The 23539-nt window shown below is 39.3% G+C and carries 23 protein-coding genes; 2 read left to right on the plus strand and 21 right to left on the minus strand.

Annotation, left to right across the window (positions count from 1 at the left end; translation table 11 throughout):
* Nucleotides 1-13: 13 nt before the first annotated feature.
* The 17 genes from BMX95_RS01590 to BMX95_RS01670 all read right to left on the minus strand — a co-directional run bounded on the left by BMX95_RS01590 (nt 14) and on the right by BMX95_RS01670 (nt 16164).
* Complete coding sequence (locus BMX95_RS01590) at nt 14-1081, minus strand: glycosyltransferase family 4 protein (protein ID WP_081199258.1); 1068 nt, start codon at nt 1079-1081, stop codon at nt 14-16.
* Nucleotides 1082-1106: 25 nt separating this feature from the next.
* The gene (locus BMX95_RS01595) at nt 1107-2072 is read right to left on the minus strand and encodes a class I SAM-dependent methyltransferase (protein ID WP_081199257.1); all 966 of its coding nucleotides are present in this window, start codon (nt 2070-2072) and stop codon (nt 1107-1109) included.
* Nucleotides 2056-3000 carry a glycosyltransferase family 2 protein gene (locus BMX95_RS01600; RefSeq protein WP_081199253.1) on the minus strand — a complete coding sequence of 315 codons (945 nt, stop codon included), beginning with the start codon at nt 2998-3000 and terminating at the stop codon, nt 2056-2058. The genes BMX95_RS01595 and BMX95_RS01600 overlap by 17 nt, the downstream gene beginning before the upstream one ends.
* 34 nt (nt 3001-3034) lie before the next feature.
* Complete coding sequence (locus BMX95_RS01605; protein WP_081199251.1) at nt 3035-3715, minus strand: LbetaH domain-containing protein; 681 nt, start codon at nt 3713-3715, stop codon at nt 3035-3037.
* 4 nt (nt 3716-3719) lie between these two features.
* A complete protein-coding gene (locus BMX95_RS01610) occupies nt 3720-4547 on the minus strand; it encodes an NAD-dependent epimerase/dehydratase family protein (protein ID WP_081199249.1) in 828 nt (275 codons plus the stop codon).
* On the minus strand, nt 4547-5035 hold the full coding sequence (locus BMX95_RS01615) for an acyltransferase (protein WP_081199247.1): 489 nt from the start codon (nt 5033-5035) through the stop codon (nt 4547-4549). The genes BMX95_RS01610 and BMX95_RS01615 overlap by 1 nt, the downstream gene beginning before the upstream one ends.
* Nucleotides 5036-6262: a class I SAM-dependent methyltransferase gene (locus BMX95_RS01620; RefSeq protein WP_081199245.1), complete on the minus strand. Its 1227-nt coding sequence runs from the start codon at nt 6260-6262 to the stop codon at nt 5036-5038.
* A 2-nt stretch (nt 6263-6264) separates the two neighbouring features.
* On the minus strand, nt 6265-6816 hold the full coding sequence (gene rfbC / locus BMX95_RS01625; RefSeq protein ID WP_081199243.1) for a dTDP-4-dehydrorhamnose 3,5-epimerase: 552 nt from the start codon (nt 6814-6816) through the stop codon (nt 6265-6267).
* Nucleotides 6813-7904 carry a CDP-glucose 4,6-dehydratase gene (rfbG, locus tag BMX95_RS01630; RefSeq protein WP_081199241.1) on the minus strand — a complete coding sequence of 364 codons (1092 nt, stop codon included), beginning with the start codon at nt 7902-7904 and terminating at the stop codon, nt 6813-6815. The genes rfbC and rfbG overlap by 4 nt, the downstream gene beginning before the upstream one ends.
* Before the next feature lie 10 nt (nt 7905-7914).
* Nucleotides 7915-8691: a glucose-1-phosphate cytidylyltransferase gene (gene rfbF, locus BMX95_RS01635; RefSeq protein ID WP_081199239.1), complete on the minus strand. Its 777-nt coding sequence runs from the start codon at nt 8689-8691 to the stop codon at nt 7915-7917.
* 1 nt (nt 8692) lies between these two features.
* Nucleotides 8693-9976 carry an ABC transporter ATP-binding protein gene (locus BMX95_RS01640; RefSeq protein ID WP_081199237.1) on the minus strand — a complete coding sequence of 428 codons (1284 nt, stop codon included), beginning with the start codon at nt 9974-9976 and terminating at the stop codon, nt 8693-8695.
* A 34-nt stretch (nt 9977-10010) separates the two neighbouring features.
* Nucleotides 10011-10880: an ABC transporter permease gene (locus tag BMX95_RS01645; protein WP_081199234.1), complete on the minus strand. Its 870-nt coding sequence runs from the start codon at nt 10878-10880 to the stop codon at nt 10011-10013.
* Nucleotides 10881-10914: 34 nt separating this feature from the next.
* A complete protein-coding gene (locus tag BMX95_RS01650; protein ID WP_081199232.1) occupies nt 10915-13299 on the minus strand; it encodes a GumC family protein in 2385 nt (794 codons plus the stop codon).
* A gap of 71 nt (nt 13300-13370) precedes the next feature.
* A complete protein-coding gene (locus BMX95_RS01655) occupies nt 13371-14156 on the minus strand; it encodes a polysaccharide biosynthesis/export family protein (RefSeq protein WP_081199230.1) in 786 nt (261 codons plus the stop codon).
* 33 nt (nt 14157-14189) lie between these two features.
* Nucleotides 14190-14651: an acyltransferase gene (locus BMX95_RS01660; RefSeq protein WP_081199228.1), complete on the minus strand. Its 462-nt coding sequence runs from the start codon at nt 14649-14651 to the stop codon at nt 14190-14192.
* Nucleotides 14648-15658, minus strand: a complete 1011-nt coding sequence (locus BMX95_RS01665) for a Gfo/Idh/MocA family protein (protein WP_081199226.1) — start codon at nt 15656-15658, stop codon at nt 14648-14650. Before BMX95_RS01665 ends, BMX95_RS01660 begins: the two co-directional genes overlap by 4 nt.
* Nucleotides 15655-16164: a UpxY family transcription antiterminator gene (locus BMX95_RS01670; protein ID WP_081199224.1), complete on the minus strand. Its 510-nt coding sequence runs from the start codon at nt 16162-16164 to the stop codon at nt 15655-15657. The genes BMX95_RS01665 and BMX95_RS01670 overlap by 4 nt, the downstream gene beginning before the upstream one ends.
* Before the next feature lie 865 nt (nt 16165-17029).
* Here BMX95_RS01670 and BMX95_RS01675 point away from each other — a divergent pair.
* Entirely contained in the window at nt 17030-18208 is a 1179-nt protein-coding gene (locus BMX95_RS01675) for an acyltransferase family protein (protein ID WP_081199891.1), read from the plus strand.
* Between the two features lie 8 nt (nt 18209-18216).
* Here BMX95_RS01675 and BMX95_RS01680 read toward each other — a convergent pair whose 3' ends face one another.
* Entirely contained in the window at nt 18217-18750 is a 534-nt protein-coding gene (locus tag BMX95_RS01680) for a hypothetical protein (RefSeq protein ID WP_081199222.1), read from the minus strand.
* A gap of 213 nt (nt 18751-18963) precedes the next feature.
* On the opposite strand from BMX95_RS01680, the gene BMX95_RS01685 reads away from it, so the two are divergent.
* Entirely contained in the window at nt 18964-20082 is a 1119-nt protein-coding gene (locus BMX95_RS01685; RefSeq protein WP_081199220.1) for a metallophosphoesterase, read from the plus strand.
* Between the two features lie 43 nt (nt 20083-20125).
* Here BMX95_RS01685 and BMX95_RS01690 read toward each other — a convergent pair whose 3' ends face one another.
* The 3 genes from BMX95_RS01690 to BMX95_RS01700 all read right to left on the minus strand — a co-directional run bounded on the left by BMX95_RS01690 (nt 20126) and on the right by BMX95_RS01700 (nt 23407).
* Nucleotides 20126-21589 carry an RtcB family protein gene (locus BMX95_RS01690; RefSeq protein WP_081199218.1) on the minus strand — a complete coding sequence of 488 codons (1464 nt, stop codon included), beginning with the start codon at nt 21587-21589 and terminating at the stop codon, nt 20126-20128.
* A gap of 10 nt (nt 21590-21599) precedes the next feature.
* The gene (locus tag BMX95_RS01695) at nt 21600-22163 is read right to left on the minus strand and encodes a DinB family protein (protein ID WP_081199216.1); all 564 of its coding nucleotides are present in this window, start codon (nt 22161-22163) and stop codon (nt 21600-21602) included.
* A gap of 143 nt (nt 22164-22306) precedes the next feature.
* Nucleotides 22307-23407 (minus strand): slipin family protein, encoded by a 1101-nt coding sequence (locus BMX95_RS01700; RefSeq protein ID WP_081199889.1) that lies wholly within the window; start codon nt 23405-23407, stop codon nt 22307-22309.
* Nucleotides 23408-23539: the final 132 nt, after the last annotated feature.

Here is a 23539-nt window from a genome sequence, read left to right on the forward strand (position 1 = left end):
AACAAAACCTGGTTTATAATGATGTATACAAAGAGTGCAACTTATCTGCGACTACTTTGAAATCTAATTTCTCTCTTAACAATTTGCCCAGTTGTTCACTTTTTGCAGCAATATGCCCTTTGTTTTCAGGCCGAAGTAAATACCCGAATATATCCATTGCCTCCTGCACATCATTTTTTTTAATGGCATAGATCAGCTCGTCCGGAAAATAATCGTTTACACCACCGCATTGGGTTGTAATAACTGGCAAGCAACAGGACGCGGCCTCCAGCAGCGCATTGTTGCCTGTACTGTTTAGTAAAGGCAAAAACAACACATCTGCCTGTTGATATAAATGCAGCAGCTGTTCATCACTGATATTGCGGTGCCAGTTAATATTATCGTAGCGAATCAATTGAAAAAGTGGATGGGTTGGTTCAGGTTGATGCGGATATACAATATTAAATACAATATTCGAATAGGTCGCATTTAACCGGTGCACCGTTTCAACAAAAAAAGCAAAGTCCCGAAGCCAATTACCTACAAACAGGCAATTAAATGTGGAACTACTTTCCTTGCTGCTAGCCGGAACAAAAAATTCTGTGTTCACTCCATGTGGCAAAAAATGTACCTTATCAGGCAAATAAGAATCAAAATATTTTTTCGCCTCCCGGGATAAAACAATCAAAGCATCGAGGCACTTTAATGTTTGAATATTTTTATTGGTCATTTTCCACCATGAGGGTGGTTGATGTATACTGCCTACCAGTTTAATTGTACCTGGTAGTTTTGACCTTACATCAGAAAAATATCCCAGTGAATCTTCAGCAAAAGAAAAATGAATAACATCTGGATTTCTTCTAAGTGCTTTATTAAATGCCAGATATTCTTCAACATATTTATTGTAAAAATGGTAAGGTCCGTATTTGCTCTGGTTATAGGTAGGCCACAACTTGCGGTTTATCAATTTCCGTCTAACCCACCCAGGCTGCTTATCATTATAAATTAACTCGATGTCCTTTTTTAAAAAATCAAACATCCTGTCATAGCCGCTATACCTGCCGAAATGCTGTATTGAACTATTCAATAATAAAACCTTCATGCGATCACGGTGTGAAGTTGATTAATTACCTTACTTTTTTAATCCAAAGACTTTGACCTTTATTTGGCAGGTAGTAAGAAAAATTTTCTTCGTTCGGCCATTTTTCATGCAGCTTAAGGGTTAACGGCATGTTCTGTTGCAGCCATTCTTCATGAAATTGCTCCAGCATAGATGGGAATAATACAATTTCGTAATCGGCATTATTCATCAAAAAAGCCCTGAGCATATAAGCTTCATTCCATGCCCGTCCACTTAAAATCCACTCTTTGGGATATTCAAATGGATAAAATATGTCGTGAAAATGGATGTAAACACCGGCTTTTAATTTTGGTAAAATCTGGAAAATGATATGATTAAGATCGCTGTTAAATTTGGAAACATGTGATGAATCTACAAACAAAATATCACCCGCTTCCAGCTTTGCAAATAATGACAGATCTACCTGCTGAATAAAATCTTTGATGGTGTAAGCGGCATCATCAGGCCGTATCAGGTTGTTGAGCCGTTCTTCAGGAAAAGGCTCTATGAATGTCAACTGCATGCTATTATTGAAACAGTGCTGATTGGTATCAAGCATTAACGCAGAAGAAAAGCCCGACCCGATTTCAATAATGCGTTTGGGCTGCCAGTGATTCAACAAACAAAATAAAAATATACCGTCGGAAAAACTATAAAATATGTTATTGAAATAATACCGGTAATCTGTTGATCTTTCTTCAGGGAAAAAAGACTTTTTATAATAAGGCAGCAGTTGTTGCAATAATTCAAACTGCTGCTTCTTTCTTAAATCGATGTCTTTAATTGATGAATCAATCGAAAAGATCGATGTTTCATTCTTTTTTAAATATGTAAGATCATTTAATGGGCTATAATAATGCCCTGGCGGAACAAAGCCTGATCTCCAGGCAGATAGTTCTTTTTCAATATCCCTTAATTCAGATTGCGTATGCAGTCCAAACTTATTAAGCAGTCTTTTAATTTTTTGGTTCATAGTTCGTAACATAATTGTTCACAGTTCCATTACCCGGCCCTTGCTTTTTTTGAAGCTTTAGTTTGATATATTTTTTTACACCAGTTCTTAATTCAGATTTCAAATTGAAGCGCTTGTAAATTATTAAGGCCCCTTTTAGTCCCAGCTTACCCCTGTTAAGGATATTCATGGTTTTATATACTTTCGAGCCCCGCATAATATCTGCAATAATATTTAATCCCACTTTCAAAAAAGGAAATGCTCTTGTGAATGGGGGCATATTAAAGCTTGCCGTAAGATGATCAGTTGACTGTGACGCTCCGCCTTCTGATATATAGCAATGTGTGCCTTCGACCATCTTGTATTTACCAAGAAATATTATTCTTGCTACAATCAGCCAATCAATGGCCAATTCATTCTTTATAATTAACTCATTAACATATTTCGATTTTACCAACCCATAAAATGTACCATTGCTTTGAATTTTAGAATAGAATTTCAAGATTCTCGCTTGTGGCATATCCTCAGTCATATCTATATCCACATCAATGCGTACAAACTTTTCTTCAGTAGAATAAATTTTTGCCCTTCCATATGCCGAAGCATACTCCGGATTGTGCAAAAGAAAGTTCAGGCAGGTTTCAATATAATTTTCATCCAGCCAATCATCGTCTGCCAATCGCATAACATACTCCCCTTTCGCCTTTTCTATAACACAATTGAAATTATATATTGCACCTTTATTAACCGGTTGCCGTATATAGTTAATGCGGTGGTCTGCTATATATTTTTGTATTACCTGCTCTACTTCTTCATTAGGTGAGCAGTTATCGGAAATTATAATTTCAAGATTCTTATAAGTTTGATTTATCAAACATTTTATAGTTCTCTCGAGCGTTTTTGGCCTATTATAGGTGGGAACACAAACACTTACTAAGGGTGTATTCATACTCGTTCATTTGAAAGGAACACCTTCAAAAAGATTAAAGTAAATTCAAATCTGTATTAAAAAATTGTTGAGCATAAGGCCTTTTTGTGGGCTTTAAGCATACTGCCCCAGAACTTGCATCTGTAAACGCCGTTGTATCATTAGGAATATTCTTTTCAAATATAGAAGTATACATTGAAACGGATACCCTGTCCCCTATTTCACAATCGCCTATAATACTACTATGTGCTGTAAGACTTACGCCCTTTCCAATAACCGGATACTTTCCCTTTTGTGAACCAACGGTACATCCTTGCAGCGCAACAAAATAATCACTATATGCCGCTTTCCCCAACATTGTTCCTGCACCATGAAAAATCAAAAAAATATCAGGAAGTGCTGTATCATACATGCAATCAAATGCATGCAGGGTTTTGTTTAAATAATATAATTTGGATCCAATAGCTGAATGGCCTTTTTCTTTCCAAAAAGTATTTGATAAAAACCAAAGAAATACAAGATATTGGTCGGCATACAGGTGACTCAATATAGTTTCACCACCCTTATTATACCGTTCATAAGCAACTTTCTTGAAGCAAAAATCAACACGGTCGAGTGTTATATCTATCACCCCTTCAAATTCAGCAGGCTTTACAGGATTATTATCCGGGAAAAAATTATTGAGCTGGTTACATACATATAATTGTAATTCAGCTTTGGATATGCTTAACTGCATAAAATTAACTCTTAGTTACGCTTAACTTATATCGAAATATGATTTCTTTTAAATCATCAGTAAGCCTGTGAGGTGAATGAAAACCGAACTCAGTTTTTATTTTATCTATATTAATGCCTGGGAAAGTTATTTTTTCTGCAGAAGGGCTAAAGTCAATATCACATCCGGTTTCCTGTTTCAACACATTTAACACATCAAGATTGCTTGTATTATTACCGCTGGCTACATTGTAAATCGAGTTTCTACCATGCAGTGATATTTTAATTAACAACTGAACTACATCATGTATGCTAATGTAATCTTTTGACGAGTCTGGGGTTGTTCTAAGCGTTACTTTATTCTCAGCTACAGCATCCTTGATAATAGATGTGATAAAGTTTTCAGAACTAAAATCAAAACCATACACATTGGAAAGTCTTGCAACCCGAACATTCTCCCTTCCACAATTCAATGTTAATAACTCGCCAGTTAGCTTTGAAACATTAAAAAGATCGAATGGGTCCGTAACATTAACAGGAATCGGCGTCTGTTCATCTACCATTTCAAGATCCTTATTATGAATATAAAGCCTCGTAGATGAAAGGTATGTAAGGGAATTAAAATTACATTCCTTTAATACTTCCCTAAGTTTACAAACATGCGCTTCAATGGTATCGTATGGCCGTTTTCTAAAATCAGCAGTAAGTCCTATACAATAAATTACATTTCCAAGGTCTTTGTCAAGAAGATTTTCATCTCGGGCGGGTGCATAATATTCTGCCTGGCTTTGTTTTAATTCTTTTACTATGTGGGATCCAACAAACCCAGAGCTTCCTAAAATAGTAAATTTCATTATCGCTTCTTTATTCTTTGAACCGGGTTACCAGCATAAATTGTATATGGCTCTAAAACTCCTCTTACAAGTGAATTGGCGCCAATAATACATCCTTCTCCTATAACACTTCCATCAAGAATGGTAACACCTGCGCCGATCCATACATTGTCATTAATAACTACTCCACCTCTTGATGGCATGAAACCTTGTAATCGTATCGGCTTATCTATTTCAGAAAAATTATGATTAGTCGGAACTATGGAGCAGTTTGGACCTATTAAAACATCATTACCTATAGTAATACCATTACCCGAGTATAATACCGTTCCTGAATTTAAATAAACATGTTTACCAATTCTAATATCACCACTGCCCCCAACATGTTTAATCTTCACAAAATTATCGATCCTGCTATTTTCATCAATATAGGTATGTGACCCCCTGCTCGATACTTCAATTTCGACCCAGGGCCCAATAAAAACTGAAGAGTGAAAATGATTTGCCATTTAAATTACAGTTAAGGCCGGAATGCAGGTTACGAATTTTCCTTCCCATGTACGTATATAATCTAACTGCTTAACAATTTCTTCTTTGATATTCCAGGGAAGTATCAATACAAAGTCAGGCTGTTGTTGCTTTAAAAAAGCTTCGTTTACCACGGGAATGTGGCTGGCAGGTAAAAATTTATTCTGTTTATTAGGGTTGGCATCTACAACAAATTCAATAAGATCAGACTTCACACCACAATAATTCAACAGGGTATTACCTTTTGCAGCAGCACCGTATGCAGCAACACGTTTGCCATTCTTTTTTTGCTCAATTAAAAAATTAAGCAGATCGAGCTTTACATGTAATGCGCGTTGTTGAAAATTTTTGTAATACTCCAGGTTATTGATGCCTTCTTTCAATTCTTTCTGAAGAATTTTTTCTACCTGGTCAGTAACAGGCTGGCGTGAATTTTCTTCATGTTTGGCAAAAATACGCAAGGAACCTCCATGGGTTGGCAATTCCTCCACATCGAAAATAGTAAGCCCTTGTGCGGCAAATATTTTTTGAATGGTGTATAATGACAGATAAGAAAAATGTTCATGATAGATAGTGTCAAACTGATTATGAATAACCAGCTGCAGCAGATGAGGAAATTCCATAGTGATCACGCCCTCTGGTTTTAACACAATCTTCATCCCCTTTACCAGGTCAACAATATCCGGAACATGGGCCAATACATTATTACCCAGGAAAAGGTCAGCCTGTTTACCTTCTTTAACCAGCTTGTTAGCCAGTTCGGTTCCAAAAAATTCAGTAATAGTAGGAATGCCTTTTTTAATTGCTACTTCGGCAGTGTTGCCAGTGGGTTCAATACCCAGTACCGGTATTTTTTTTTCGAGAAAATATTGCAATAAGTAACCATCGTTCGAGGCTATTTCCATCACTGATGACTGTGTCCCAAGACCAAATCGTTCCGTAACCATTTCTACATATTTCTTTGCGTGGGCCAGCCAGGTGGTTGAGTAAGATGAAAAATATACATACTCATTATTAAATATGCTTTCAGATGATTTAAATTCATCTACCTGCACTAAAAAACAGCTATGACATACCATTACCTTTAACGGGTAATATGTTTCTGGTTCGTTCAATTGTTCTTTTCTTAAAAAAGAATTAGAAGCAGGAGCATTAATTAAGTCTATAAATTCATGTTCCAGCTTTGTTTTACAAAATCTACAATGCATAATCAGATTTTAATTCCTTCAAAAAAGTTGTCCACCAGAGTATGGTTATGATCCCGCTCTGATATTACAGTTGGCGTGATCGGCCAGTTTATTCCCAAGCGTGGATCATTAAACCGTAACCCACCTTCTGCTCCTGGCTTATATAACGCTGTATGATGATAGAGAAGTTCGCAATTATCGGTTAGTGTCTGAAACCCATGAGCAAATCCTTCCGGAATGTAAAGCATGTTGCGATTTTCAGCACTCAGCTCAACACTATTCCATTGTAAAAAAGTCGGAGAATCTTTTCGCAGATCAACAATTACATCCAGTACCTGTCCTGCTATACACCTTACCATTTTTATTTCGCTATGCGGCGGTAACTGGAAGTGCATTCCTCTTATTGAGCCTTTTGTTTTTGTAAAAGAATGATTACACTGTAACCATTCCTTCGTATGGCCAATTTGTGTAAACTCATCCTTACAGAAATACCGGAAAAAATGGCCACGCCCATCACTGTATACCTCTGGCTTAATCAGGTATGCGCCCTGTAAAGGAAGTGCTGTAAATTTCATGCAGGTTGAGTGGTCAGTAATTGTTGTTCGTAATGAGTAATATCCTTTTGCATGAGGTCAAGTGCATTGGGACCGGTAAAATTTTTATACCATAAGACAGCCTTTTCAATCGCTTCCCCTGCATTAAATACAGGTTGCCAATTCAATTGTTGTCTGGCTTTGTCAATGTCGAGTTTTAATATGCCGGCTTCGTGTACGGCCTTATAGTCTCCTAATGGGGTTTGAAACTTTCCCCCACCCCATACTTCGATAGCTTTATTTACGACTTTCTGTACTTCCCAGCAATCATCGCTAACGGGGCCAAAATTATAAGCGCCTGCATATTGAACCGGATCATTAGCCATTTTTGATGCCAACAGTAAATAACCAAACAAGGGTTCTATTACATGCTGCCAGGGTCTTATTGCTTTTGGATTACGAACCTGAACAGGTTCCTGATTTTGCAGGGCCCGTATAATATCTGGAATAATCCGGTCTTTAGCCCAATCGCCGCCGCCAATTACATTACCCGCACGTGCAACAGCAATTGATTTACTATGCTGTGCCACATCTTTGGAATTGAAAAAAGAATTTCGATAACTATCGATAATAATTTCAGCGGCAGCCTTACTGGCACTATAAGGGTCATATCCTCCAAGGCGGTCGGTTTCCTTATAGGCATAATCTGATTCTGTATTGTAATAAACTTTGTCGGTTGTTATAGCTACTACCTGACAAGGCTTTTCCAGCTTTCGTACCGCGTTTAGTACATTGGCCGTACCAATGGCATTTACATTAAATGTGTCCAGTGGTTCTTCATATGAATAACGAACCAGCGGTTGTGCAGCCAGGTGAAAGATAATATCAGGCTCAAAATCTATGATCTCTTTTTCAAGTTTTTCAGCATCAAGTATATTGGCGATCACTGAATCACAAAGCTCATCCCCTTTAATCGATGAATATAGTTGTTGACTGAGAAGCGGCGCTAATGAATAGCCTTTTATCTGTGCCCCGAGCAGGTGCAGCCATGTAAGCAACCAGCTTCCTTTAAAGCCGGTGTGCCCGGTTAAGAAAACCTTTTTCCCTTTATAACTGTTACTTAATAACATTCTTATTAGTTTACCAAACTTTCCAATTTGCTTTTCCGGTATTCCAGATCTGCTCCAATTCAATTTTATCACGCAGCGCATCCATGCACTTCCAAAAACCTTTATGCCGATACGCCATCAATTCACTATTCTTACTGAGTTTTTCGAGGGGACCATCTTCCCACATTGTTACATCGGAATGTTCATCGAGATAAGTAAAGACCTCAGGTGATAACACAAAAAAGCCGCCATTGATCCATTTCCCATCGCCCGAAGGTTTCTCTTTAAAGATGTTGACATTTCCATTCTCTCCAAGATCCATTCCTCCAAAACGGGCTTCGGGTTGAACAGCAGTGACAGTAGCTATTTTACCATGCGCCTCATGAAATTTTACCAGGTCATGGATATTTACGTCGCAAACACCATCGCCATAAGTAAGCATAAACTTTTCGTTGCCTACATATTTTTGTATCCGCTTCAAGCGGCCGGCCGTTTTGGTGTTTAACCCCGTATCAACAAGGGTTACTTTAAATGATTCGGTTTGCGTATAATGGATATCCACTTTATTACTGTTTAACTCCACAGTCATATCAGAGTTATGCATATAATAATCCATGAAATATTCCTTTATAAAAAAGCCCTTATAGCCCAGGCAAATGATAAATTCATTAAATCCATAATGGCTGTAGATCTTCATGATATGCCACAATATTGGCTTACCTCCTACTTCAACCATGGGTTTGGGCCGGATATCAGTTTCTTCTGCTAAACGGGTGCCCAGGCCACCTGCGAAAATTACCACTTTCATACTAATCCAGTTTTATAGTTTCCCAGTTCAATTTTGGACGAATAACACCCGGCATTTTTCCCCGGTAATCCATATCGCGTTTTTCCATATCCTCCACCACATCGAATATAAGTGCCTCTTTTGCATAAAAGTGTACTTTCTCGGGCACAAACGTGGATGTAGCAAGACCGACGAGGTACCGGCCGTCATTTAACAAATGGTCAGGAATCCACATAACAGTTGTATATGTTCCCGGCACTCCCAATACAGGATTCGATTTTTCGGCGCTTACAAAAACATTATCTCCCTGCATATTGAATACATGCATATTGGGAACAGGCTGCGACCCCTGCTTTTTAACACGATATGTAAATTCTATTCCTATTTGCTGATCAGTATGCGCCACTGTAATCGTATTTCTGTCTTTATCTACCAATCTTGCCTCTACAATTTCTGATACATCATCACCCAGTCTTTCACCCTCTGGCCATTTTTTATGGTTTATAACTTCACTTTCGGTCTTTGAGTACAACTCTATTACATCAAGGGCATTCCCCTGCTTTGCGATACGGCCATTCTTCATGTATACGGCGGTTTCACAAAGTGTATTAACCGCTGTAAGATTATGGCTTACAAAAAGAACAGTTCTACCTTCCTTGGAGCTTACATCCTGCATTTTGCCAAGGCATTTTTTCTGAAACTCTGCATCGCCTACGGCAAGCACCTCATCCACGATTAAAATTTCAGGTTCGAGATGGGCAGCTACAGCAAAAGCCAGCCGTACATACATTCCACTACTATATCGTTTTACAGGGGTATCGATATAACGTTCCACCCCCGCAAAATCAACGATCTCATCAAACTTTCTCCTAATTTCACCCTTCGTCATACCCAGTATAGCGCCATTCAGAAAAATATTTTCCCTGCCCGACAATTCCGGATGAAATCCGGTACCAACTTCAAGTAAACTGGCTACGCGTCCTCGTATCTTAACACATCCCTTAGTAGGGCTTGTTGTTTTGCTTAATATCTTTAAAAGGGTGCTTTTACCGGCACCATTTCTACCGATAATACCCAATAGCTCCCCTTCCTGTACCTGAAAATTTATATCGTTCAAAGCCCATACATATTCGCTATTACCTTTTTTGGTACGATCATTTTCCTCTCCTATTTTCAAATAAGGATCTTCTTTTCCCCGCATCCGATACCACCAGCGATTGATGTCATGGGCTATTGAACCGGTACCAATTTGACCCAATTTATATTCTTTGGATAAATGTTCAACGCTTATTACTGTTCTGCTCATGATGTGAATATAATAACGAACTGCGATAAATGAATTACACAGTATCCATAAAGGATTTTTCGACTTTATTAAAAATAACAGTACCAATAAATAGTACCACCAACATAAATATCCCGCTATAGGCAAGGTCTCCGGCGGTAAATGTTCCCTTACCGAAAAGTGAATACCTAAAGCATTCGACAATAGAACTCAGGGGGTTAATTTCAATTATCCATTTGTAGGAAGTGTTTCGCAAAAACGACGATGGATATACAATCGGTGTTGCATACATTCCCAATTGAATGGCAAATGTGAGTAATACGGCAAAATCGCGGTACTTGGTAGTAAGGGATGAAATAATGATACCGAGGCCAAGCCCTATGCCTGCCATCATTATTATCAGCACAGGAATGAATAACCAGGCAAAACTCACATGAATAGGATATCCCTTAAAATAGTAAAAAAACATAAATGCCAGCAACAAAAGAAACTGTATACCAAATCGTACAATGTTTGAGATAACAACGGAAAGGGGTAAAACCATCCTTGGGAAATAAACTTTACCAAATATTGATGCATTGGCAGTGAAAGTAGCGGAGGTACTGGTAAGGCAGGCAGCGAAATAGTTCCAAATTGTAATTCCGCTCATATAAAATACAATAGGAGGCTCAATTCCGTCAGTAGGTATATTTGCTATTTGACCAAAAATAAGCAGATATATCAATGTTGTAAATATCGGCTGAATGATATGCCATATAGGGCCGAGAATTGTTTGTTTATACTGAGCAACGAAATCGCGCCTTACAAATAATTGTAGTAGATCGCGGTAGCGCCAAATTTCCTTTAAATTAAGCTGTAGTAAATGTGTTTTGGGCTCAATAACTACATCCCATTGCTCCTGTTTATGTGAAAGTGTTTCACTCATGGTAATTACTTAGCTAAATTTTTCTTTATCAATACTATTTCTTTAAGGGCTTAAGCATTTTCCTAAATAACCTTTTCATTTTGCCAGTACCATTTGAGCTTTCATCGTAATAGCCATTTGAATTGTTATAACCATAGCCATAGCTATATCCGTAACTTCCATAATTTCCGTAGCTATAATAATGAGACGAAGCTTTTATATCATTAACCAACAATCCAACACGCGGTAATTTATTGGTGCTATATATTTCCTCTATAAAGTTCATTTGCTTTTTCAAAGTATAACCCATTCGAACAATATACAAGGTACTATCGGCATACTTACCTATTGTAAATGCATCGCTTACCAATCCTACAGGAGCCGTATCAATGATCACTACATCAAATGCTTTTTTTAAGTAATTAAACAGATCAGCCAATTTTTCACTCAAAAGCAACTCTGATGGATTGGGTGGTATTGGCCCGCAGGAAATTACATATAGGTTTTCTACATCCGGTACCGGTTGAGGCAGTGACTCAACAGGAACATTGCCAACAAGGAAATTACTAATGCCCTTTGACCGTGAAAGATCGAGGTTCTTAGAAATTTTAGGTTTCCGGATATCCATTTCAAGAACCACTGTTTTTTTACCCGCCAGCGCTATAACAGCACCTGTATTTACACTTATAAACGACTTTCCCTCTCCACTGAACGTACTGGTTACCAGGATTACAGGGTTACTGGTATTATTTACCATGTATTGAATATTGGAGCGGATCATGCGAAACTGTTCAGTAATTACATCCCGATTGTTCTTTCGTACCAGCAAGGTCTCTTTATCATGCGAGTGACCGATTTCTCCATAAATAGGAGCATCTGTGATTTTTGTAATATCGGGCCGGCCAACGATCTTATCGTTTAATAATTCTCTTATGTATATAAATCCTATCGGAACTATTAACCCCAAAAATACTGCAAGCATTTTCACATTTTTGGGACTTGGCAAAACAGGCATGTCGCTGCCAATAGCGGCATCAACAATCTGTGAGTTCGATACAGTGGCCGCCAGCGAAATGGCCGTTTCCTCCCGCTTTTGTAATAGAAATAAATAAAGACTTTGTTTAATTCCCTGCTGCCTTGTAATCTCAAGCAATTCTTTTTCTTTGATCGGTACAGAGCTTATCCTTGAATTATATTGCTGATTCTTTTGATTTAATGAGTTAATCTGTAAATCAAAAGTGCGTTTCACATTATTCAGGTTCTCCAGGATATTATTACGTAATTTTTCCAGTTGTCCTTCCATACCCTTTACGGTAAGGTTATTTGCCGTTGTAGTTCTTAATTGTGCTTCCCGCTTTAACTGTATTTCATTGTATTGACCTATTAACCCCTGCAGGGTAAGATCTGCAATTCCCAAACTGGTTGGCACTACCTGATAGTTATTTTGTTCATTTCCCATGTATTCCTGGAGGTAGCCAATAACATGCTTTTGAACTTCCAACTGGGATATTTGTTTATCAAGATCTGATTGATTGCTTAAATACAGTTGTGACTGGGATTGAAGGTTTATTACCTCATGTTGTTGTTTGAATTTTTGCAGATCTTTTTCAACATCGCCTAATTCCCTGGTAATTAAATTCAAACGTTCATTTACAAAAGAAACAGTACGAGCTGCCGTTTGATTCTTATCCTCAATATTCTGCTTACTGTATTCTTCCATCAACTGGTTTAAAATGTCTCTACTTAGCTGTGGATGTGTACCTAAATAAGTTATTGTTAAAATGTTCGATTGATCTTTAACTGCTGCGACACCTAACCCGCCCAATACATTAAAGGCCGCACTTTCCAGCGGCTCCCAGGTAAGAATATGTTCTTTGTACTTTAAGCTATTGATCAGTGCAGTATTCTTTGAAATTATAAATTTACCTCCTGGATATTCAAACGGCTGTCCAAACTGGTACTTTACAGCTGGAGCATTTACAAAAGCAAACTCGTTATCATTAACAATGTTAATCTCAAAACCTATTGGTTTCGAACTATCAGTCAATTTCACAATACCCAATGAAACTGGTCCAACCGGATAGTTTAATGTGGTTTTGATATTACCCTTTACGTAGTATTTTTTTTGCAGTCCTAATGAAGCGGCTACTCTTTTCGCAAGTGTCAAAGACTTTAATATCTCTATTTCATTAGTTACATTACCACGTCCTCCAGTAAAGTAAACCTCGTCAAACTCCTTTCCTAAGCCCCCAGATGATTGGTTGGTTTTAATAAGCATAGTAGCGCGGGCACTATATAAAGGAGTAGTATAGCGTAAATAGGCATATGCAATTATCAGTGCCAAGCTTACTGAAAAAGCAAACAGTGGAAGGTATCGCACATAACGCATCATAAAATCCTTCATCGATATTTTTACGCTTTTGCTTTCCTGAGTGTTCATTTCAACTGTTTGATAAGAGTATAAAATTGCATTGTTAAAGGTGTACTGCTGCTGGCCCCCCGTAGCCGTTTTTACTTAAAGATGCTATACAGCAGGGCACCAATTGATACAATGCTAGCTATTGCAGACAATATCGTAAGATTGCGGGACAACTCCTGTTCGCTTCCTGTTGGCCTTCTTTTATTTGCTTTAACTAAAACCACGTCGTTTTGCTGCAGGTTAAAATACGGTGACTGAAATACTTTGGGGTCTTTTAAATTAAGATAACCAAACTCCCGCTTACCGTCTTTTTCTCTTATTACTAAAACGCTATCCCTTCTTCCATATATTGTAAGGTCACCAGCCAAACCGAGTAGTTCAAGAATCGTGACCTTTTCTTCCGGAATTGAATATGGCCCGGGCCTGGCCACTTCACCCAACGCATTTACTTTAAAATTCAGAAAGCGGATATCAGTATATGGATTGGTAAGATAAGTTTTTAACCTCAGGTCCATTGTATCCATTAGCTGATTCTTGGTTAACCCTTCCACATGCAATTCTCCCAAAGTTTGAAAACGAATGTTACCCTGCGCATTTACTAAATAGCCGGGAACACTGCTTACTGTTTTGGTAATTTGTTGGTTGAACATGTCAGTTGCTTCCGGATTATCACTATATACATAAATGCTAAGAAGATCGCCTTTTTGAATAACGGCTTCTTTTGTCGCCACCTGTAAATTTTCCGGAATATTTAGATTACCATCAAGGTATTTCAATTCCTGCCTTGCCTTTTTAGGACTGGTACAAGAACCCATGAACATTACAACTACTACAAAAATACAAGCCTGTATAAAACCGGATACGGGCGTTTGCAACATATTGATAGAGTATTAATGACTAATTAAACTTTGCTACAGTGTACGTATCATCTTCGCCGGATTACCAGCGTAAATTCCTTTTTCTTTTATATCCTTTGTAACCACCGCTCCTGCCCCAATCACCACGTCATCACATATTGATACTGGCAATAAAGTAACATTTGATCCTATTGATACTTTGTTTCCGATGGCGGTTGTTTTCCAGGCATTTCTATCTCCGGCGGGGCCACCTTTTGAGAACAGATCATTAACAAACATCACACCATGTCCAATAAAACAATCCTCCCCAATAGTAACTCCATCACAAATAAAGCTATGCGACTGTACCCGCGTACGATTCCCCACCACCACATTACTTTGTATTTCAACAAAAGGACCTATAAAACAATCATCACCGATCTTACAATCATACAAATTAACCGGCTGAACCACCTTTACATCTTTTCCAAAAGAAACGTCACGTATTTGAGCGGATAATAAAACAGGTTGGTTCATATATGCGTTGCGGAACTATAAATTTTCTCAATAGCAGAAACCGTTTTCAACCCCTCCCAGGCACTGGTTGTCATTACCCCATTGTGCAGCAATACATCTATAAGATTATCGTATACCTTATCATGATTGCTCATTGACCCCACGTAATTACCATATTCATTGGCAATGTTGCCTGCGGGTAAATCGGCTATCCTATAATCTTCAATATGCTGGTATTCCAGCTCATTCAAATATTGGCCACCTATCTTCACCGTTCCTTTTTCGCCAAAGATGGTCAGCGAACCTTCCATATTTTTTGAATAACTGTTCACTGTATAATTGATGGTACCGATAGCACCATTTACAAATTGCAGCGTTACCACACCTGTATCTTCAAATTCAATAATGCCCTGGTGCGCATAATTAGCCATCATTGATTGCACGTGCTTTACATCACCAATCATCCACAATAAAAGATCTATAAAATGACTGAACTGTGTAAACAAGGTGCCTCCGTCCAGCTTTTTAGTTCCCTTCCAGGAGTTTGCATAATAATCTGCTCCCCGGTTCCAAAAACAATTAAGCTGAATGCTATAGATCTTCCCAAGCCGTTCTTCATCAAGGGCTTTTTTTACAGCCACTACTGGTGGGTTGTACCGGTTCTGTTTTATGATAAATAATCGCTTTTCCGCTTTATCGGAAGCGGCTATCATCTTTCCGCAATCTTCAATTGTCAATGCCATCGGTTTTTCGCACAACACATGAAATCCTGCCTGTAATGCTTTTATGCTGTGTTCAGCATGCAGTCCATTAGGCGTACAAACTGATACTACGTCTAAACCAGTCTCTGCTTTAAGCAGTTCATCTACGTTATAATAAGCAATGGCATCGTATTCCTTTGCCAGCTGATCTGCTTTCTCTTTTACTTCATCACAAACTGCTGCTAATATTCCTCTGTTCCTGATATGCGCCGCATGCCGTTGGGCAATTCGTCCACACCCTATAATAGCAAACCGGAGCTTATTCATTTATTAAGCAGTGCAATTTTTGACTTGTCGACATATGCCGTAAGAATAAACCCTATACTTTCGATAACCACTTCTACTTTTTTATGTAATACCTTCTTTATCGTTCCCTCCTTACCCATCAGAATGCCGCCTTTCACCATTACTTTCTTTCCCTCCTCTATCTCAACAGGACGAACTTCCACATCGTGATGGTCGTTTAAAAACCGTTTAATGGTCTCTATTTCCTTTTCTTTGATGATGGCCGGCTTTCCTAACCAATATATAAAATTCACCACCCCTTCTGTCATTCGTACCTGCGTTTTTTCGTCCTCATTTACTTTAACAAACACATACGATTTAAACAGCGGTTCATCAACAATTTTTATCCTGTCGCTCCATTTGCGATGAACTTTATTCAGCGGACAATAATTCTCAATGCCCTTTTCTTCCAAAAGCTTATGCACCTTCTTTTCCCAGCGGGGCCGGGTATAAACAGCAAACCATTTTTTCGATGTTGTTGCAGCCATAAAAGATGCCAAAAGCGTAAACAATTAATCAGCCAGATTTGTACTTATCTGACTGAATCCCGGCAATGATGGAGCAGAGCTTCGCCTGCTCAGTCACAGATTTTATCTGCAACTAATTGAATTTCAGTAGATTAAACGCACACTTACTATTCAACAGACACAATAATAAAAGGGTATAAGTGAGCAGCTTCAATGAAGTACTCCTTATACCCTTCCATCATTAAATTTATTTAGTGTAACAATTAGCGTTGACACAGGAATTCTTTCCATGTTTTTATTTAAAAGCATGGAAGTTTTAACCATTCGGTACTTCCATTGGCAAAAGCCTGCAAATGCTACCGGAACGGGTGCAAATATAGGTGTTTTTTAATGTGTATAAACATGTGTAAAAAATCTTAAACTATTATTTTTCAACTAAAAATACCGTTTTCTCAGTCCCAATCTATTACCAATAAATTAAAAAACACATTAAAAGGAATTAATACACCCACTTAGCCCCTTTTACCGATTGGCGCAAGGTAAATAATCATTTCAACAATCAATCTTTCATCATTTATAAACCACAGGTATAATTTCGTCACTCAAAAACCCGATTATAAACAGTAGAAAGCCTAATACCCCCATTATTTTACTAATGAAAGAAAAATAATATCTATCCTTTTGATCGTTGAACACTTGTATAACAGCCGGTTCTATACGCCACGCCAAAAACGTACCTGATTTAATAAATATTGTTACACGGCATAAGCTACCAGTTGTTCGCAGAAAAACGCATGGCTTTTACAGATAGAGAAATGTCTGGTATGCCGCCAATAGCTTGTTTCCTGTTTACAGGTTCCTTATCTTTCCTATTAAATGTAATATCTTGCAAAAACGCTTCTATTCCCTTGATGTTTTCCGGGGAGCCACGGTTGCTTTTATGATTTTGGTGAATAACCCGGGAAGCTGGTCTAACCTGTATGCTCCGCTTGAACATGCGCCCTGGCATGGTTGCACCCCTACCGATCTCGTTTTTCCATTCTTTTTGTTTGCCGTAGGGAATGCGCTTGCATTTGTTATGCCACGGCTTCAGGAAGCAGGCACTTCAGCCTTTCTTAAGAAAGTGATCACCCGCTCAGTCCTTATATTTCTGATAGGTTTCTTTTTGAACTGGTCGCCTTTTATTCGTTGGGACAATGACCACCTCACCTTTAAAGCCTGGGAATATGCTGGCGCCAATGGCAGCCTGACAGGCATACGAATTCTGGGTGTTCTGCAACGTATTGCCCTCAGCTACTTTTTTGCATCGCTGATCATTTACTTCTTTAAAATACGCGGCGCTTTTGTAAGCGCCATTGTGCTATTGCTGGGCTACTGGGTTTTGTGTTTGTTTTTCGGAAATGCAGGTGACCCATACAGCATAAACGGCTATTTTGGGTTGAACGTCGATAAAGCCATTCTGGGCGAATCACACATGTACCATGGCGAAGGTGTAGCTTTTGATCCCGAAGGCATCACCAGTACGCTTACTTCCATTGTACAGGTGATCTTTGGCTATTTTATAGGATTTTACATTCAGCAAAAAGGAAAGAATTTTGAGATGCTGTCACACCTGTTTGTTGCTGGTTGTATCCTCATCTTTACCGGCTACGCCTGGGATATGGTGTTTCCTATTAATAAGAAAATTTGGACGAGCTCCTATGTGTTGTATACCACGGGACTGACCATTCTGGCGCTTTCCCTATGTATATTCCTGATTGAATTCAAAGAAGCTAAAGGAGCATGGAGCCGCTTTTTTGACGTATTTGGGAAAAATGCCCTCTTCATATTTTTCCTGAGTGGCTTCCTGCCGCGCGTAATTGCCCTCTTCCGTTGGGTCGATTATACAGACAACGAGGGTAAGAAAGTGTATACAAGCGCCTTTCCCTGGTTCTATGAGCATATTTGCAAACCTGTTTCATCAAACCTCAAAAACGGTTCGTTGCTTTATGCCATTTGCATGATCGCCTTCTATTGGCTGATCGTGTATTATATGGACAAAAAGAAAATCTATATCAAAGTATAAACCGCTCTCTATAACACAATCTTTCGCAACAGGCGAAATACCAGGCAGATGGCTATATACAGCGCCGACAGAATTACCATGGAGAACTTGGTAGTGGCCATATCGTAAGCCAGCAAAACTGACCAATGGGTGGGCGCATCCTGCAGGCTTTTCAGCATGGCAATGTTTTCAATAACATCGCAGATACCGGCTACAATTAACAAATAGGTAATAAACTTACCCATACGCATCAGTATTTCATGACCGCTTAACCGGCCAAAATAAATACAGGCCACAGACAATCCCGAGGTGTATAGAAGGATAAATAAAAAATCTATATAAATTCCAATGATGGCATGATGTAGTTTGCCATATGTTTCCCAATACTGTATTATTTTTTCAGCTACTCTCAGGTCTTTGGCCAGCTCAAAACGAACAATTTCAGCTGTGGCCAGTGGCTGCATATACAATTTTGAGGCAATAATAAACACGCAATTAATAGCCAGCAATACCCAAAACCAACGTTGTAAATTAGCAGGGGGAACAAACGATAGTTGTTTCATCTGAACTTGTATTTTGTTCGCAGACAGTTCTGGTTGTTTTATCGATCGATCTGCCTGTTTGAAATAGTTGGGCAGGGATTCGGGAGAGAACCAGGCTTTACCGTTTTAATGCCATGTTAACAGTCAACCGTACTGAATTTTAAACGACTGTGAATTGCTATCTTACTAAAGTAATAAATTTCAGGCAATTCAAAAAACCCTGATTTTTACACTATGAAAAAATTGTTGCAACGCTTATTTAAAAAACCGGTTACCTGGCTGGCAGAGCGGCTTTCTTCCTCACCTAAAAAAGATCAGGTATTTGCGTCATTATCAGCGTTACTCAAAAACATTCAAAACAAAAAAGAAAGCAGTGGCCTTATAGTTCCATTCGAGTTACCAACCGGCAGGTTTGTTATTTTTTCAGATGAACACAAAGGTGCCAGGGATGCGGCTGATGACTTTCGGCTGGCTGAAAAGAATTACCTGAACGCCCTGAACTACTATTATGACAATGGCTATCAGTTTATCAATCTGGGCGATTGTGAGGAGTTATGGGAAAACAAACCGGATATTGTAATGGAGAAGAACCAGACAGATTTTCAGGCTGAATTACGCTTTCTGCAACAGGACCGCTATTATCGCACCTTTGGTAACCACGATCTGCAATGGAAATACGATTTTCCCCGCAACCGGTTTTTAAAACCTTTCTTTGGCGACAAGCTAAAAATATATGAGGGCATCTTACTCACTACAACCTATAACAACCGGCCCTATTCTATATTTTGTACACATGGCCACCAGGGTGATAAAAAAAGTGATGGCAATGCCTTCAGCACCTGGTTTGTAGCTGCTATCTGGACGCCGTTGCAACGCTTTCTGGAGATCAGTATCAATTCCACCTCCGATTCATTTGAGCTGGTCGATAAACACAACATCATTATGTACGAATGGAGTGCCACGCAAAAAGACCTGGTGTTCATTTCAGGTCACACACATAAACCCGTGTTCGCTTCGCTCGATCATATTGAACGGCTTAATAAAGCCCTGGAAAAAGCCAAAGCCAGTCAGGATGCCGCTGTTATACAAAGCCTGGAAGTAGAATTGGAAAAAAGAAAAGCGGAATATGCCGGCAAACAGTTTCATAAAACCATGGTAATCCCTTCTTATTTTAATAGTGGCTGTTGTTGCTTTTCTGATGGCGATATAACCGGCATCGAAATCGAGGGTGATTCGATCAGGTTAATAAAATGGAAAGAAGAAAGCGGACAATCGCACCGGGTTATACTGGAGCAATGTCCGCTTTCTTATCTTTTTGATATGATCTCAATGCCTCAGGAACCAGCATTGTAAATGATTATGCCGGCACCGTTGAACCAGGACGACATAGATCATATTACTCACCGTCCATGGAATTCGTTTTTTGCCATTTCTTTGGCGCCGTTCCATCCATTCTAACAATTTTGGGCGAGAACTTACCTACAACATCCACTAAAGCCGACTGGCTTTTCATTACTACCTCAATGTCTTTATAGGCATTCGGTGCTTCATCCAGTCCACCGCCCAGCAATTTCACACCATGCCGTTGCAATTGCTCTTTCAGCTCTTTTTGCGTAATGGAGTTCAATGCTTTGCTACGGCTCATTTTTCTTCCGGCTCCATGTGATGCAGACGAAACGGAAGCGGTTTCTCCTTTTCCTTTCACAATAAAACCGGGCGCGGTCATTGAACCGGGAATGATCCCTAATACATCTTTACCCGCAGGCGTTGCACCTTTACGATGAACGATCAATTCCTTCATTTTTCCATCGGGACCAATCATCATTTCCTTCCAGGCAAAATTGTGGTGGTTCTCAACCATTGTCAATGGCTGTTCTCCAATTGCTTTCGCAATCTTGGCATGAATAACGTGGTGACAGGCAGAAGCATAATCACCGGCCAGGTTCATCGCCATCCAATATTCTATCCCTTCCTGCTCGTCTAAATTCAACCAGGCTAAATTGGCCGCTTCGCCAGGTAATCGTCTTTTTTCTCTGGCAATTTTTGTATAATGGTTGGCGATATTGGCACCCAGTGCCCTTGAACCGGAATGGGTCAATAACCCGATATACGTTCCGGCATCAACACCCAGTATTGCATCTTTCTCACCTACTTCTATAATACCAAATTCTGCAAAATGGTTACCCGAACCGCTCGACCCAAGCTGTCGCCAGGCCTTTGCCTGCAACCCTTTCAATAAAGGCAGTTCATTAAACTCCTTTCTTTCTATCACTTCATGGTCAGTAGCCGTATCAAACAAACCCGGACTACCAAACAAAGTGGCTTCATTTAATTCGCGTGAAAAGAAATGTTCCCGTTGTATCAATTCCTTTGGATTGATCGGGAAAACACTTAAACACATCCGGCAACCGATATCAACACCTACTCCATAGGGGATTACGGCATTCTCTGTTGCCAGTACACCACCAATAGGCAAACCATAGCCGGCATGCGCATCGGGCATTAAGGCGCCAGCTACGCTAATTGGCAGGCGGCTGGCCAGTTCCATCTGATGCGTAGCGCCTTCTTCAATATTCTCTCCACCAAATACATTAAAATGAATACCGGTAGCATTCAATTCAATGGTTTCTCCGGGTTCGGTTTCCTTTTTTGGTATCAATTGCTCTGCTATCAACCCAAGCACCGCGTCATTTTCGTATTCCACGGGTGCACTCAATATTTTTCTCAATAACTCCATCACTTCCTCCTTTTTCTCATGCTTGTAATTCTTCTCCATCACGTTCATCGCTATACTTATCACAGGACCTTCCGGATATCCTATAGCTCTTAATTCCTTACCTGAAATTTTCAATTTCGCCATAAATTATTTTTTAAACCCCCAGGTTAAATTCAGTTTCAACCTGTTCTATTTGGGTAAGATGTCTTTTTGCATGTTGCACCAGGAAATAAATGTGATGGTACACATCAATTTTTCCCAGGTTATTTACGCTCATCATTATTTTATACAAAGCGCCTTCGCCATGGGGCATTTTGCGCAACAGTATACGGCATTGCTGCAATTGTGATTCCAGCTCCTGCTGAATAGCTGCAAGCCGCATTTTGCCACGCGGCTCCATATGGCCGGGGCGGTTCCATACAAACGAATTATGCTCGCCAATTATTTTCATTCTTTGCCAATCCAGGTCATAATCAACTACCCTTTCTGCATAATCTTCTTTCTTTGACCTTTCCAGCGCCTTCCTGGTGCCCTTACTAATTAACATCAGTAAATACTGGTTCGTCAATGAAATATGCTCCAGGATCTTACGAATGCTCCAACCTTTATTATTGGGCGCATAATTCAATAATTCCTTATCAATATAAAACCATTTGAACAATTCCTCAAAGGTTTGCATCAGCTCTGCTTCAATAATGTTAATTACTTCGGTTTTCATACACTGCTTTTTTCTTACAGTTAATTATCGCAGACATAAACCAGCTGATTGAAAAAGCAGTCCCGCCGCCGACCAGCGGGACCTGCTTTACTTCTCAAGGCTATACAACTTACAAGTTACCTAACCACCTCTGTGGCTTCAGGTTATTTCTGCGATACTAAAATTTGTTTCAACTGATCTATCAATACCCCATTACCGTTTACACTGATGCTACTGATCTTCTCTGCTATTTTTTCTACATATTCCATCTCCTTCAGTTTCCACAGCATAGCATTTTCATCCATCAGTTTGGCAGTATTCAACAGACTACGGGTGCTGGCTGTTTCTTCACGACGCATAATGGTGTTGGCCTGTGCTTTCTTTTCAGCAATCAACACCTGGTTCATGATCTCTTTTACATCACCTGGCAGAATGATATCACGGATGCCGAAACCAACAACCTCAACGCCCAGTGCTTCAGTTTTGGCTTTTACTGTTTCCAAAATATAAGGAGTAATACTTTCTTTTTTCTCCAACAACTCATCGAAAGGCATTGCGCCTATGTACTCACGCAGCGCTAATTGAAAGATGGCATACAACTGATTACTAAAATCTTTGTTTTGTACCAGCGACTTTTCAATATCATTCACCTTATATTGTGCCCAGGCATTTATACGCAAAGCAGCTTTATCTTTAGTCAGAATTTCCTGTCCGTTGACCTCTACCTGTTGCTTACGCATATCCTGCTTGCCTACTATGATGGATATTCCATTCTTCCACCAGAAATACACGCCCGACGTAAGGGTTTGCACAAACTTTCCATCTATAAACAGTACGCCCTGCTCAAAGCTATCTATTGAGTAGCTACGTACATATGACGTTAGCAGCCTGTGTTGCAGGGTGGCACGATCAATGTTTTCGGTGATCTCCACTTTGCTTATATCAGCGCGAACAAAATCATACTGGATAACACTTTTCCAAAAGGTGTAACGACCGGCAGTCAATACCTGTTTCAGCAAACCATTTTCATAATGCAGTACAATTTCATTATCTTTTACGTCAACCACATGCAGTGCATCGGCCAGGTCAGTATCCTGCAACAGGATGTTCAGTTCAACAGGCGCATTGAATGGCTGCGTTACATTGTATATTTTAACGGTTTCATTTCCCCAGAACCAGTATTTACCTTCTTTCAGTATACGTTGGTAAGCACCTTTTTTAAATACCAGGGCCACTTCATATGCATTTACACGAATAGTTTTCATTGTACTTTCTTTTTTCATGTTAGTTAAATAAAAGCCGGGTAATACTTACCATCCCGTAATTGCGGAAGCAAACTTTCTTTGATGATCGCTATACCAGTTCCTCAACAAGCTGTTTATTAAAGCATCATAATA

Source organism: Niastella yeongjuensis, from assembly GCF_900110245.1.
GTDB classification, from domain to species: domain Bacteria; phylum Bacteroidota; class Bacteroidia; order Chitinophagales; family Chitinophagaceae; genus Niastella; species Niastella yeongjuensis.

Excerpts from the sequence above, each read along its gene's own strand:
- BMX95_RS01660 (WP_081199228.1), bottom strand. The coding sequence starts at position 14,651 with ATGAACCAACCTGTTTTATTATCCGCTCAAATACGTGACGTTTCTTTT.
- BMX95_RS01645 (WP_081199234.1), bottom strand. The coding sequence starts at position 10,880 with ATGAGTGAAACACTTTCACATAAACAGGAGCAATGGGATGTAGTTATT.
- rfbF (WP_081199239.1), bottom strand. The coding sequence starts at position 8,691 with ATGAAAGTGGTAATTTTCGCAGGTGGCCTGGGCACCCGTTTAGCAGAA.
- BMX95_RS01685 (WP_081199220.1), top strand. The coding sequence starts at position 18,964 with ATGAAAAAATTGTTGCAACGCTTATTTAAAAAACCGGTTACCTGGCTG.
- BMX95_RS01620 (WP_081199245.1), bottom strand. The coding sequence starts at position 6,262 with ATGCATTGTAGATTTTGTAAAACAAAGCTGGAACATGAATTTATAGAC.
- BMX95_RS01665 (WP_081199226.1), bottom strand. The coding sequence starts at position 15,658 with ATGAATAAGCTCCGGTTTGCTATTATAGGGTGTGGACGAATTGCCCAA.
- BMX95_RS01595 (WP_081199257.1), bottom strand. The coding sequence starts at position 2,072 with ATGAACCAAAAAATTAAAAGACTGCTTAATAAGTTTGGACTGCATACG.
- BMX95_RS01640 (WP_081199237.1), bottom strand. The coding sequence starts at position 9,976 with ATGAGCAGAACAGTAATAAGCGTTGAACATTTATCCAAAGAATATAAA.
- BMX95_RS01605 (WP_081199251.1), bottom strand. The coding sequence starts at position 3,715 with ATGCAGTTAAGCATATCCAAAGCTGAATTACAATTATATGTATGTAAC.
- BMX95_RS01600 (WP_081199253.1), bottom strand. The coding sequence starts at position 3,000 with ATGAATACACCCTTAGTAAGTGTTTGTGTTCCCACCTATAATAGGCCA.
- BMX95_RS01690 (WP_081199218.1), bottom strand. The coding sequence starts at position 21,589 with ATGGCGAAATTGAAAATTTCAGGTAAGGAATTAAGAGCTATAGGATAT.
- rfbC (WP_081199243.1), bottom strand. The coding sequence starts at position 6,816 with ATGAAATTTACAGCACTTCCTTTACAGGGCGCATACCTGATTAAGCCA.
- BMX95_RS01700 (WP_081199889.1), bottom strand. The coding sequence starts at position 23,407 with ATGAAAACTATTCGTGTAAATGCATATGAAGTGGCCCTGGTATTTAAA.
- BMX95_RS01650 (WP_081199232.1), bottom strand. The coding sequence starts at position 13,299 with ATGAACACTCAGGAAAGCAAAAGCGTAAAAATATCGATGAAGGATTTT.
- BMX95_RS01610 (WP_081199249.1), bottom strand. The coding sequence starts at position 4,547 with ATGAAATTTACTATTTTAGGAAGCTCTGGGTTTGTTGGATCCCACATA.
- BMX95_RS01670 (WP_081199224.1), bottom strand. The coding sequence starts at position 16,164 with ATGGCTGCAACAACATCGAAAAAATGGTTTGCTGTTTATACCCGGCCC.
- BMX95_RS01615 (WP_081199247.1), bottom strand. The coding sequence starts at position 5,035 with ATGGCAAATCATTTTCACTCTTCAGTTTTTATTGGGCCCTGGGTCGAA.
- BMX95_RS01590 (WP_081199258.1), bottom strand. The coding sequence starts at position 1,081 with ATGAAGGTTTTATTATTGAATAGTTCAATACAGCATTTCGGCAGGTAT.
- BMX95_RS01680 (WP_081199222.1), bottom strand. The coding sequence starts at position 18,750 with ATGAAACAACTATCGTTTGTTCCCCCTGCTAATTTACAACGTTGGTTT.
- BMX95_RS01655 (WP_081199230.1), bottom strand. The coding sequence starts at position 14,156 with ATGTTGCAAACGCCCGTATCCGGTTTTATACAGGCTTGTATTTTTGTA.
- rfbG (WP_081199241.1), bottom strand. The coding sequence starts at position 7,904 with ATGTTATTAAGTAACAGTTATAAAGGGAAAAAGGTTTTCTTAACCGGG.
- BMX95_RS01695 (WP_081199216.1), bottom strand. The coding sequence starts at position 22,163 with ATGAAAACCGAAGTAATTAACATTATTGAAGCAGAGCTGATGCAAACC.